Consider the following 12,062-nt stretch of genomic DNA (forward strand, 5'->3'; position numbering starts at 1 on the left):
TTCCAGTCCACAACAAAGGGAAAACTTGGCAAAGATAGAAGCTCTTTTCTGCAATAAGCTGGCGGACTTATTTTTAATGGGTCTGCACAATGCCTTCTCTGGAAACCACTGCCTCCGGCGCTCGCGGCGAAAGCTCGACCGGCGCCGGCTTGTCCATCGCGATTCTGGCCCTCGCCGGCTTCGTGATCGTCACCACTGAATTTCTCATCATCGGTCTGTTGCCTTCAATGGCCCGTGATCTGGGAATTTCCATTTCTACTGCAGGTTTGCTGGTGACGCTGTTCGCCTTCACGGTGATGCTCTTTGGCCCACCGCTGACGGCCATGCTCTCGCACCTGGACCGCAAGCGTACGTTCATTGTCATCCTGCTGATCTTCGCCGCCTCCAACGCGCTGGCGGCGGTGTCGAGCAATATCTGGGTGCTGGCGCTGGCGCGGTTCATTCCGGCACTGGCCTTGCCGGTGTTCTGGGGCACGGCCAGTGAAACGGCAAGCCTGCTGGCCGGACCGAAACGCGCTGGCAAGGCTGTTGCGCAGGTGTACCTCGGCATCTCGGCTGCCATGCTGTTCGGTATTCCGCTGGGTACGGTATTTGCCGATGCCGTGGGCTGGCGCGGCGCATTCTGGGCGCTGACGCTGCTGTCAGCGTTGATGGCCCTGTTGCTGGCACTGTCGATGCCGCGTATCGAACCTACTGCAAAGGTCGGCCTCGCCGAGCAGGCAAAAATTCTCCGCGATCCGTTTTTCCTCGCCAACCTGCTGCTGTCTATCCTGCTGTTCACGGCCATGTTCGGTGCCTATACCTACCTGGCTGACACGCTGGAACGCATCGCGGGCATCGAATCGGCTCAAGTGGGTTGGTGGTTGATGGGCTTCGGCGCGGTCGGCCTGATCGGTAATGCCCTGGGTGGACGTTATGTGGACCGCAGCCCGCTCGGCTCGACCATGGCCTTTGCGCTGCTGCTCGCACTGGGCATGACCGCAAGCGTACCCGCCGCAGGCTCCATGCCGCTGCTGGCCGTGGTGCTGGTGATTTGGGGCATCGCACATACGGCGCTGTTTCCGATCTGCCAGATCAGGGTGATGAAAGCAGCGCCTCAGGCCCAGGCACTGGCAGGGACCCTGAATGTTTCGGCCGCCAATGCCGGCATCGGCCTGGGATCGATCATCGGAGGCCTTACCATCGAGCACCTGGGCCTGGGTGCCGTAGGGTATGTCGCCGCTGTTGTTGCGCTGCTGTCCATTGCCGTTGCATGGATGACCAGCACTCAGAAAAACAAGGCACCGTTATAACCGCCTGACCGTCGCGTTACTGAACTCGCCGGGCAGTGTGTCTGCCAACAACCAGACACCCTGCCCCGGTTATTAGCGGTGTATTAAATTGTATATTTCGTCATATTTTTGAACAGGTTTTAGCACTGTTTCTGTCATTTAATTGACTTTTAAACAGTAACCTTTCCTCAATATGTAGCTATTTGACACCCCTCGGCAAAATACTCTTCCCTTGCCACTAGTGAACGCTCAAACTCCAGCCTTTCGGTCAAGCGGTGTCGATTTCTGACCGATTCGAAAGTAATGTCCGGTAAGAATCTATGAGCACCTATCACCGCAGAGGGATGGCATTCGCCAAGCGGATCTACGCCCCGAGATGCTTCGGTGTCAGCGTTGGCTTTGTGACGGTCGCTGTTTCTTTGTATTACGTGAATGCAGCACACTGGGCGTGGTTGTTGGCGCTGCTCTATAGCCTGGTGTGGCCGCATGTTGCTTACCAGCTCGCAAGAACGTCGCGCGAGCCTTACCAGGCTGAATGGCGCAACCTGCTTTTCGATTCGATGATGGGCGGTTTCTGGGTTGGCGCGATGGGTTTCAGCGCAGTTCCCGGGGTTACGGTGCTCGCCATGATGGCCATGCATAACATGGCCGCCGCCGGGCCACGTCTGATGCTGCAAGGCCTGTGCATGCAGGCACTGGGCGTGCTGATTTCGCTGGCCGCGCTCGACCCTGTCGTCAATCTGCATGGCAACATGGCGCAGATCTACGCCTGCCTTCCGGTACTGGTGACCTACCCTATTTTCATTGGCTGGCTGAGCCATCAGGTCACACTCAAGTTATGGGAACACCGCAACATCCTGCGCAAGGTCAGCCGCACCGACAGCCTCACCGGCCTGCTCAATCATGGCGCGTGGAAGGACCTGCTTGACCTTAAGTACGCCAGTAATCAGGGCGCGTATCAGGAGTGCGTCATCGCGCTGATCGATATCGATCACTTCAAGGTCATCAACGACACTTACGGCCACCTGATGGGCGACACGGTGCTGCAGAGTATCAGCGAAGCACTGATAGAAAACCTGCGCGATTCCGATCTGATCGGGCGTTGTGGCGGCGATGAATTCTGCGTCATTCTGCCCGACACCAGTCTGCTTCAAGCAAAGGAAATCCTTGAGCGCCTGCGCCTGGCGATAGATGAAATGACCTATACCCTGCATTGCGATCTCAAGGTCAGCCTCAGTATCGGCATTGCCGCCTACTCCCCTGAAATGCCGGATGCCTCGTCGTGGCTGCATGAAGCAGACAAGGCGCTGTATCTGGCCAAAAGCACCGGCCGCAACCGCGTCGCCAGCCCTCAGGATGCGCCGCCAGAACTCCAGTCGCTTGGCGCACAGGCCTGATCCGTCAACGCTTGTCCTTGAACAGCATGTCGAACAGGGATGAGAGACTCTTGACCCCCATCGCTTTTAGAAACGTCTCGCGCATATCGTTACGCAGGCTTTCCAGCGTTATTTCCTTGGGTTTGGTGGATTTTTTTACGGCGACCGTTTCTTGAGAGTCTCCTTCGCCCGGCGTGTATTTTTCCTTGGACAGCGTCCTTATGTAGTCACTCTTCTGGCTTTTATAAGTAGTGAAGTCTGCACCCAGTTGCTCGTCCCTTTCTCCCGCCGTTGAAAACCTGTTGATGACTTTTTCCATAAAATCAAAATTATTGTGACCGATGGACCCGTAGTCCTTGTCAGTGATGAAGCGAACAAACCCCTGATCCAGCCGCGTTGTTTTTAACCCATCGCTTTCGGTAATACGTTTGGCGGTGGCCGCCTGCGGCTCGGTAAAACTGTAGAACACCTTGTGGCCTTCCATGTCATATGTTTTGCCCTGGTTATGACGAAGCATGATCCCTCCATCATCACTCTCCCTGTAAGAAGCCAACTGAAACGCCAGGTCATCGACATAGCTCAAATCAGCTCCCTGATCACTCGCCCAACCGTAAACGTCACCCAACAGACTCCGATCATCCCGGGTTAGAAAAAACGCCTGGGGCATGGACATTCCACATTCGGCTTTTCCTAGCATGGGCGCAGAACGAGCAGCGTCCGCGAACCCAAACACCCTGTGTTTCAGGAGGGCCTGGCCGCTGATGGTCACCGCAGAGTCTGGAGAGGTTGATCGGAGGGTGGGATTGGCAATTGAGCGCATGTTTTTTGCCGCTCTTTTATCATCAAGTTGTTGCGCGGCTATCAGTGCATCTGCTCCGGAACTTATGACTCGCATGACGTTGGCTCCTGCCCCGAAAGATACCTGGCGGTTATCGCCAGGGATTGACAATCAATACGTTAAATGAAAGGTGACTGTTTCTGGCCCTGCAGGCTTGCTTTGCCAAGGTCCATTGACAGCTTGGTGTTTTATCAAAACATCCGATGCATAGCTGAACCCCAAGCTATTAAATTGATCAGTGTCACCTGGCATACCTGGATCAATCTGAATACAGCTCGACTCGTGTACGCCTCCGCGTCTGAAACATATTTTTGCCTGCTCACCCGTACTCTCCGGAAAAGACGTAGCGGTCCAGGAAATCTTTTGCAACCGAGAGTTATTCGCCGCGCCGCGGGGGTAATCAGCCAATCTCAATTGGTGTCGGGAAAACGCACTGTGACCAGGCCCATTGATAAACGTCGGTGTTCGGGTAGTCGTAACAGAATAATCGCCCGCCTGGCTGGCAGCCGACACTAACAACACAAGCAAAGGTGCTATTTTTTTCATAGGTATTGCTCCAATATTTATAAATCAAATTCATCGGCCGTGCGAAAGCCGCAGGCTTGAAAGCCTCTGCACGAACCACTACTTTTTACCATTCACCGAACGCGCTAACGCGCACTCTGATTAAACATGTTCTGTTAGAGAAAATCTAAACCGCTTGTAAAAACCCCATCAACCAACTGGTATAAATACCCACGTCCGAGACCTGATTAGCCACACGCTTGATCAATGGAAAGTTCAAACGATGAGAGGTTATCCAACAGCCACTCAGGCGTATGCCTCTCAAGCAATGTGCCAATGGGCTGCTGCTTTATCAGTGCGCCGTAGAGGGCTTCTTCATGATCGAGGTGTGCTTGCTGAACAGCTCGATAGTTGAGCGGATAGATGCTCTTCTCGATGGGCAATAGCCGGTCGAAGTGTTCGAGCAGACCATGAAAGACGATTCGCCGTTCGACGGTATTGCGCGTGGTAGCTATGAGTTTGACGAAGTACTCACTGTCCTGAGCCCGCAGCGCTTCGCTGGCGGCATAACGCTCGACCAGCGTGTGCGGCGATGGCTCATCGAATACGATGCAGCACAGGTCTTCTCGCACCAGGCCCTTGAACGGGTTCTCGGCTTCTGACCGACGGCCGTGCAGCCCGAGTGCAAATTGTACGGCGCGCTCGGCCAGCCATTGACGCTTGCGGCCCTCAAGCCGGGCAATGTCTTCGAGCAAGGGTGACTGACGCCCATGCGAACGAAGCTGCCGACAGAGTTTGGCAAACAGGCCAACGGGGCCGGACAGCTTTGCCTGTTGCTCGGCAAGTTGCGTCACCGTAAGCGCGGACTGCCGGGTTGTCAGATGCTGGAAGTCCGTTGTCATATTAAAGTCAGGCCGCTGCGGATCCAGCCGCAACGACGTGTCGGCACCTGACTCGCCCCGAACAAAACAAACAGTCATGAGTGGCTCCTTTTTTATTGTTTACAGTTCGTCGTGCGAGCAGGTTTCGAATATTCCTTTCTGCAGACAGCCAGGAAGCAGTGGCTGACGGCAGTCACAGAGCAGCACGGTATTATTGATTGCACCGCCAAACGTCAGCAGTGCTCATTGCATTAACAAGTTACAGGTTGCGACAAGACACATTATGTATGTGCTGGCTCGCTAGGCAATCCGACAGATGTAGGGGGTCGGGCAGTGTTCCCCGGTAGCAATAGAGATACGCACCTGGCCATGAGCTCGGCACGCGTCCTTACCTGATTCTTTCTTAGCAGCGAAGATACGTGATCGCGAACGGTGTAGTCACTGATACTGAGCTGCCTGGCAATTTCCTTGTTCGTACATCCCTGCAACAACAGGCCAAGAACCTCCTGCTCTCTCATTGTCACCCACATGATACTTCCCCTCGCCATCATTTTGCCTAACAGGCAAATTTGTAGGATGTTTCTTACATTCGTCTTCCATGACCCAAACAGTAAATCGGCACAGAAATCATTTTATTTAGTCTTGTTTTGCATTAACACGATATAGCCCTCAAAGCTTCGCAACAAAGCTGTAAGCTGTAAGAAAAATCTTTAATATTTAAATACCGAGGAAAACTCCTACAGCAAATACAGAATAATTACGCATTCCTTTTTATCGACATCATGAGTGGTTCGCCTGAAAAATATTTCGCGCAGGCACGAACCAACAGCGCATTAGATAAATAACGTAAACACTATAGAGACGGGCAAGATAGACTTGACTAAACGGAATTACAATCACTTGTTACAATTGAATGCGTCTGCCGCCCGGAACTTTCCGGCCATGTTCGAGTTACCACTCACCCCACACAAGAGGTGAGCAGCGGGCATTGCCGGTGTGTGCGAGAACAGCGGTCGCCGCGCCCCCCGCCCCGGAGTTATCCGGCTTTACCGCTTGCCAGGTCATCCACCACCACGCCACGGCGCAGACCGAATACTGCAGCGGTCATCAGGCCCGTGGCGCCCATGATCAGGCTATACAGCACGCACACCCAGATATTCCAAGGCATCAGCGCAATCAGCATCAATGGCGTGATGCTGGCCCAGAAGGCGTAGGCGATGTTGTAAGTGAACGAGATGCCTGACACCCGGATGTTCGCCGGGAACAGTCCGACCATCACCGACGGCACCACACCGACAATACCGCACGCCAGCCCGGCAATCGCGTAGGCGATGCCCAGCGGCATCCATTGCTCGATGAGGCTGGTGTAAAGCACGCCGATGCCCATCGGCATCAGCAGGCTGTAGAACATGATGCCGCGCCAGGCGCCGATCCGGTCGACCAGCATGCCTGCCAGCACGCAGCCTATATTGAGAAACACGATACCGACGGCGCTCAGGGCGAAGGTGTCGCTGGCACTGATACCAAAGCGCTGCTGCATGACGGTCGGGGTAATCACCACCAGGACCACCACTGCGGAGGTCAGCACAAAGGTCAGCAGCGCAGCAGGCAGCAAGGATTGGCGATGATCGCGCAGCACCTGGCCAAGTGGCAGCGCCGGCAGATGTTCACGCTGGGCATGCAGGGCGATGAACACCGGGGTTTCGTTCAACCAGCGGCGCAACCAGACGCCCACCACACCGAATACGCCACCGAGCAGGAACGGAATACGCCATGCCCAGTCAAGAATTTCGCCAGGGCTGAAGACACGCGCCAGCCATGTTGCGGTCAGTGCACCCAGCAGGTATCCGAATGTCAGACCGGCTTGCAGTACGCCCAGTGCATAGCCGCGGTGCCCCTTGGGCGCGTGTTCTGCCACGAATACCCAGGCGCTTGGCACTTCGCCGCCCACAGCGGCGCCTTGCAGGATGCGCAGCGCCAGCAGGACCAGCGGCGCCCAGTAACCGATCTGTGCGTAAGTGGGCATGACGCCGATCAGCAGACAAGGCAGGGCCATCATCAGAATGCTCAGGCTGAACACGCGTTTGCGGCCCAGCCGGTCGGCGAAGTGCGCCATGAGAATCCCGCCCAGCGGGCGCGCCAGATAGCCGGTCACGAAGATCCCGAAGCTTTGCAGCAGACGCAGCCACTCGGGCATGTCCGGAGGAAAGAACAGCTGGCTGAGGGTCAGCGCAAAGAAGACGAAAATGATGAAGTCGTAGATTTCCAGCGCCCCACCCAGCGCCGCAAGACTCAGGGTCTTGTAGTCGCCTTTGGTGAAAGGTTGCGGAGTGGATTGAACGATGGCCGTCATGAAGCCCCCGAAACATGGCTGAAAAGAGCGCCTGACGCTCACAGGGCGCGAAGAATAGCAAAGCTTGCGGGCGCACTGATACGGAACTGAGGCCTGTAGCAGGAACGATGATCCCGACCATCGTGAGCCGCTCTGCGTCGGTCTGCACGGATAACCCGATTATCGTGCGACGCTCTGCGTCGCATGCCTGTCTGGACGCTCTGCGTCCTCTTGACGACGCAGAGCGTCGAGAACTGCATTCCCACGCTGGAGCGTGCGGAACGATCATCTCAACTATCGTGCGGCGCTCTGCGTCGGTCTGCACGGATAATCCGATTATCGTGCGGCGCTCTGCGTCGCATGCCGTTCCGGACGCTCTGCGTCCTCTTGACGACGCAGAGCGTCGAGAACTGCATTCCCACGCTGGAGCGTGAGGAACGATAACCGCAACTATCGTGCGGCGCTCCGCGTCGGTCTGCACGGATAATCCGATTATCGTGCGGCGCTCCGCGTCGCATGTCTTTCCGGACGCTCTGCGTCCTCTTGACGACGCAGAGCGTCGAGAACTGCATTCCCACGCTGGAGCGTGAGGAACGATAACCGCAACTATCGTGCGGCGCTTCGCGTCGGTCTGCACGGATAATCCGATTATCGTGCGGCGCTCTGCGTCGGCCTGTACGGATAATCCGATTATCGTGCGGCGCTCTGTGTCGCATGCCTTTCCAGACCGCATTCCCACGCCGAAGCGCGCGGAACGATCATCTCGACTGGCGTGCCGATGCTCCGCGTACCAGAGCCCTTCGCTAAAAGTTGACGGAGGCCGACAGTCTCGCCGTTCTGGGCGCGCCCATGAACAGGTAGTCGTCGCCCAGATATTCTCCGGCATCACGCCAGTAGCGTTTGTCGAACAGGTTGTCGACGGTCAGGCGCAGAACGGTGTCGTAGCCGCTGATTCGGGTGCTGTAACGGCTGCCGATATTGAACAGTGCGTAGTCATTGACCAGCACGGAGCCTTCACGGTCAGCGTACTTGCTGGCGCTGTACTGCACGCCGCCGAGCAACGCGAGCCCGGGCACCGGCAGGCTGTAGTCGGCTTGCAGGGTGCCACGGTATCTGGGCACATTGAGGGCCTGATGATCGTCATAGGCCTCGGTGCCGCTGTCTTCAATACGCGCTCGAATGGCCGCCGCACTGGCGGATATCTGCAGGCGGTCAGTCACCCAGCCACTTGCCCCCAGTTCAAGGCCGGTGTTTTTCTGCTCGCCTTGCTGTACGTAAGTGAACGTACCGTCATCGTTGGGCCTGGAATACTGGTAGGCCTGGCGGGCCTGAAACACTGCAGCGGTCAGGCTCATGCGCTGCCAGTCATACTTGATGCCTGCTTCCAGCTGTCGGGATACGGTCGGCGCAAGAATTTCACTGGCATTGCTGGTGAACCACGCTGCCGTCCCGCCCAGCGACAGGCCCTTGCTGTAGCTGGTGTAGAGCGAAACATTGTCCACCGGCTTGTAGATCAGCGCCGCCTGGGGCAGAAACACATAGCGCTCGGTGTGTCGCGCATCACTGCCGTCCTCGTTGAATGCCTGCTCGTCGAGCCGCACCCCGCGTCCGCCCAGCACGGTTTGCCAGTGTTCGTTGAAGCTGATCCGGTCGGTGGCAAACAGCCCGTACTGGCGGCTGTCCAGGCGGCGCTCGGTATGTGCAAGCGCCAGGGTCGAGGGTGCCACCTGCTCAGGTGCCTCATTGATATTGCCCGAGCCGACGAATTCGTTGAAGGTCCCGCGCGTATCGACCGTGCGGCGGTAGGCACTGCTGCCGAAGGTCAGTTCGTGCCCCAGCGATCCGGTAGTGAATGTACCGGACATGGCCGCTTCGACTTCATCGTTACGACGCGTATCGTCCGGGCTGCGGAAATCATAGATGTCATAACCGCCCTCGGCACTGAAATGGTTCGGCACCGCTTGCCCTGCGCAACTGGCCGAGCCGTAGCAACCCCACACAAAGGCACTGTAGTCATCGATGACCACGCGACTGCGTGACGCGCTGAGACTGCCCTTCCAGCTGTCATTGAAGCGATATTCGAAACGTCCGTTCATGTTCAGCGAGTCGATACCGACCGGATTGGACCAGTTCTGGTAGCCCAGCAATTTACGTGGCGAGGCATCGTGAGGCAGTGCAGTGCCGCCCAGAAGCTGATAACCGGGCACCGAACGCTGCTCTTTGGTCTGGTACTCGACGTCGAGTTGCAGCAGGGCGCGCTCGCTGATGTTCCAGTCGAACGCCAGCGAGGCAAAATCGCGCTGGCCATCGGCGTGTTCGACATACGAACGAATGTCTTCATGGGCAAGGTTGGCGCGCAGGCCGAATTGCTGTTCGCTGCCGAACCAGCCCCCGACGTCGGTCGCGATGTAGCGTTCGCCATGTTCGTTGGTAGAGACCGTGACCGACCGAACGTCCTGCGCCCGCTTGGTCTGATAATTGATGACCCCACCGGGTTCGGCCACGCCGCTCTGCAGGCCGGAAAGCCCCTTGAGCAACTCGACCTGCTGCTTGTTCTCCAGCGCTACATTCTGCTCACCGGCAATGCTGCGGCCGTTGATGCGATAACTGTTGGCCGCGTTCAGCGAAAACCCGCGCACCACAAAGTTTTCGTAATAGCCCACCGGGGCATAGCCGTCGCCGACCGACGCGTCGTTGCGCAGCACTTCACTCAGCAGCTTTGCCTGACGGTCCTTGATCAACGCGGCGCTGAACACCGACACCGAGGCGGGCGTGTCCAGCAGTGAAGCCTGATCGAACCCGAAAATCGACGCCCGCTCGGCTTTATAGTCGCCGGTGCTTTCCGGCTCGCTGAACCCAGTGACGTTGACCGCATCCAGGCTGAGCGCCTCTGCGGCCAGCGACGGCGAGGCAACCGCCATACCCAACGGTAACAATCGCCAGGCGTGGCGCATGGCAGGTCGGTAAGGCGTTTTCATCGAGCAGACTCCGCAAGGACAGATGCCTGGACAGACGCGACGCACCTTCCGGCAGGGGGCCAACCTTTTACGTTCACTGTCGGTTTTTTTCAACCTTTACGTGATGCTTCGTCTGTAAACGAAGTACTGGGAAAACTTTACTTACGAATCGGCAAAGCGAGACCGGCTTCAAAAAGCCCCGCACGCTTGAATAATTAAGCGTGAATTAAGTAAGCGCGGATAATCTGAGTTCAACAAAACCGCTGAACCAATCAGCGTGTGATGAATCAATCAAGACAGATCAATCAGAAAGGAATACCCCATGAAACTTATGCCTGCCGTTTTCGCCGCTGTTGCCCTCACTGCTGTTGCAGGTGCCGCCCAGGCTGACGTTGGTCCCGATGAAGTGATCCGCCTGTACAAGTCCCAGGCGTTGGGTGACTTTGAACAGTTCAACAAGAATGCCGTTGCCAAGCATCAGGGCTTCACGGTCAGCGATACCGAACTGGACAAGGACCGCACCGGCCGCCTGATCTATCAGATCGAACTGAAAGACGCCAAGGGTGTGGAGTGGAACTACGACGTTGATGCCAAGACGGGCGAAGTGGTACGTGACGCAAAGGATAATTAATCCGACTGCTTTACCGGTTACCACCGCAAGCAACTCATAAGAAAATTCCCACAATATTGTGGGAATTTTCTTTTTCAAGCGGTTAACAGTTTATTACTGAGCCAGGCCCACTTTCAGCAGACTTCCCTTATCGTCGTCGGTCAACAGATACAAGTAACCGTCCGGTCCCTGACGCACATCCCGTATGCGCTGTTTCATGTCTTTCAACAGACGTTCTTCATGAACGATCTTGTCATTCTCGAACTGCAGCCTGATCAACTCGTCAGTGGCCAGCGCACCGATGAATACACTGTGATCCCATGCCTTGAAAAGGCTGTGGTCATAGAACGCCATGCCACTGAGGCCCGGCGACACTTCCCAGACCTGGAACGGAATTTTGGTCCCTTCGACAACCTTGCCCTTGGACTCCGAAATCGGCTGACCCGAGTAGTCGATACCGTGGGTCGCGATCGGCCAGCCGTAATTTGCGCCACGCTCGATGATATTCAGCTCATCACCGCCCTTGGGACCATGCTCGTTGGTCCACAACGTCCCGGTCCAGGGGTCGAGCGCGGCGCCCTGCTGATTGCGATGGCCATAGGACCATATCTCGGGGCGTACGCCCTTCTGGCCCACGAACGGGTTGTCTTTCGGTACGCTGCCGTCCGGATAGATGCGCACGATTTTTCCCTGCAGCTTGTCCAGATCCTGCGCAGTGGGGCGCTGATTGTTTTCGCCCAGCGCGATGAACAGGTAGCCGTCGCGATCGAAGACCATCCGCGCACCGAAGTGGTTGCCCACCGACAGTTTCGGTTCCTGGCGGAAGATGACTTCGAAGTCTTCCAGACGGGTCATGTCCTTGGACAGACGACCACGCCCTGCGACAGTGCCGGCGGTATCACCCTCGGCGGCCGTCTTGCCGCTGCCCTCGGAGTAGGTCAGATAGACCATGCGGTCCTTGGCGAAGTCCGGTGACAGCACCACATCGAGCAAACCGCCCTGCTTTTGCGCCCAGACTTGCGGCACCCCGGAAAGCGGTGCAGACAATTTGCCATCCGCCGACACAACGCGCAGGTTGCCGGAACGCTCTGTCACCAGCATGCCTTGCCTGTCAGGCAGAAAGGCCAGCGCCCATGGATGATCCAGACCTTCGACAACAGGCGTCACCGTGACGGTGCCCAGTTCGCTTTTGTAGGACTCCGTAGCGGCGCTGGCCGTCAGTGGCAGGCTCAGAATGGCTGCAGTACACAATGTCGCGATCAGGGTTTTTCTAAGCATGAGCGTTTCCTTATG

The 12,062-nt window shown here is 56.8% G+C and carries 9 protein-coding genes; 3 read left to right on the top strand and 6 right to left on the bottom strand.

Going from position 1 to position 12,062, the window contains the following annotated elements; translation table 11 throughout:
- Positions 1-89 precede the first annotated feature (89 nt).
- Both P406_RS12270 and P406_RS12275 read left to right on the top strand, forming a co-directional pair.
- On the top strand, positions 90-1,292 hold the full coding sequence (locus P406_RS12270; protein WP_003412721.1) for an MFS transporter: 1,203 nt from the start codon (positions 90-92) through the stop codon (positions 1,290-1,292).
- A gap of 299 nt (positions 1,293-1,591) precedes the next feature.
- Positions 1,592-2,668, top strand: coding sequence for a diguanylate cyclase (locus P406_RS12275; RefSeq protein ID WP_046236300.1), 1,077 nt, complete (start codon positions 1,592-1,594; stop codon positions 2,666-2,668).
- A 4-nt stretch (positions 2,669-2,672) separates the two neighbouring features.
- Here the strand turns inward: P406_RS12275 and P406_RS12280 are convergent, their stop codons facing one another.
- From P406_RS12280 to P406_RS12295, 5 genes are all read right to left on the bottom strand, one after another.
- On the bottom strand, positions 2,673-3,542 hold the full coding sequence (locus P406_RS12280; protein WP_046236301.1) for a hypothetical protein: 870 nt from the start codon (positions 3,540-3,542) through the stop codon (positions 2,673-2,675).
- Positions 3,543-4,237: 695 nt separating this feature from the next.
- The gene (locus P406_RS12285) at positions 4,238-4,969 is read right to left on the bottom strand and encodes a hypothetical protein (RefSeq protein ID WP_046236302.1); all 732 of its coding nucleotides are present in this window, start codon (positions 4,967-4,969) and stop codon (positions 4,238-4,240) included.
- 182 nt (positions 4,970-5,151) lie between these two features.
- Positions 5,152-5,421 carry a helix-turn-helix domain-containing protein gene (locus P406_RS27660; RefSeq protein ID WP_080052615.1) on the bottom strand — a complete coding sequence of 90 codons (270 nt, stop codon included), beginning with the start codon at positions 5,419-5,421 and terminating at the stop codon, positions 5,152-5,154.
- Positions 5,422-5,906: 485 nt separating this feature from the next.
- Positions 5,907-7,223: an MFS transporter gene (locus tag P406_RS12290; protein WP_003412731.1), complete on the bottom strand. Its 1,317-nt coding sequence runs from the start codon at positions 7,221-7,223 to the stop codon at positions 5,907-5,909.
- Between the two features lie 782 nt (positions 7,224-8,005).
- A complete protein-coding gene (locus P406_RS12295; RefSeq protein ID WP_046236303.1) occupies positions 8,006-10,180 on the bottom strand; it encodes a TonB-dependent siderophore receptor in 2,175 nt (724 codons plus the stop codon).
- Between the two features lie 301 nt (positions 10,181-10,481).
- On the opposite strand from P406_RS12295, the gene P406_RS12300 reads away from it, so the two are divergent.
- Positions 10,482-10,790, top strand: a complete 309-nt coding sequence (locus tag P406_RS12300; RefSeq protein WP_003393264.1) for a PepSY domain-containing protein — start codon at positions 10,482-10,484, stop codon at positions 10,788-10,790.
- 93 nt (positions 10,791-10,883) lie between these two features.
- On the opposite strand, the gene P406_RS12305 is transcribed toward P406_RS12300, so the two are convergent.
- On the bottom strand, positions 10,884-12,047 hold the full coding sequence (locus P406_RS12305; protein WP_046236304.1) for a PQQ-dependent sugar dehydrogenase: 1,164 nt from the start codon (positions 12,045-12,047) through the stop codon (positions 10,884-10,886).
- Between the last annotated feature and the right edge of the window lie 15 nt (positions 12,048-12,062).

The sequence above is a fragment of the Pseudomonas syringae pv. coryli str. NCPPB 4273 genome, from assembly GCF_000972175.1.
GTDB classification, from domain to species: domain Bacteria; phylum Pseudomonadota; class Gammaproteobacteria; order Pseudomonadales; family Pseudomonadaceae; genus Aquipseudomonas; species Aquipseudomonas syringae.

Excerpts from the sequence above, each read along its gene's own strand:
- P406_RS12300 (WP_003393264.1), top strand. The coding sequence starts at position 10,482 with ATGAAACTTATGCCTGCCGTTTTCGCCGCTGTTGCCCTCACTGCTGTT.
- P406_RS12285 (WP_046236302.1), bottom strand. The coding sequence starts at position 4,969 with ATGACTGTTTGTTTTGTTCGGGGCGAGTCAGGTGCCGACACGTCGTTG.
- P406_RS27660 (WP_080052615.1), bottom strand. The coding sequence starts at position 5,421 with ATGATGGCGAGGGGAAGTATCATGTGGGTGACAATGAGAGAGCAGGAG.
- P406_RS12290 (WP_003412731.1), bottom strand. The coding sequence starts at position 7,223 with ATGACGGCCATCGTTCAATCCACTCCGCAACCTTTCACCAAAGGCGAC.
- P406_RS12305 (WP_046236304.1), bottom strand. The coding sequence starts at position 12,047 with ATGCTTAGAAAAACCCTGATCGCGACATTGTGTACTGCAGCCATTCTG.
- P406_RS12275 (WP_046236300.1), top strand. The coding sequence starts at position 1,592 with ATGAGCACCTATCACCGCAGAGGGATGGCATTCGCCAAGCGGATCTAC.
- P406_RS12280 (WP_046236301.1), bottom strand. The coding sequence starts at position 3,542 with ATGCGAGTCATAAGTTCCGGAGCAGATGCACTGATAGCCGCGCAACAA.
- P406_RS12270 (WP_003412721.1), top strand. The coding sequence starts at position 90 with ATGCCTTCTCTGGAAACCACTGCCTCCGGCGCTCGCGGCGAAAGCTCG.
- P406_RS12295 (WP_046236303.1), bottom strand. The coding sequence starts at position 10,180 with ATGAAAACGCCTTACCGACCTGCCATGCGCCACGCCTGGCGATTGTTA.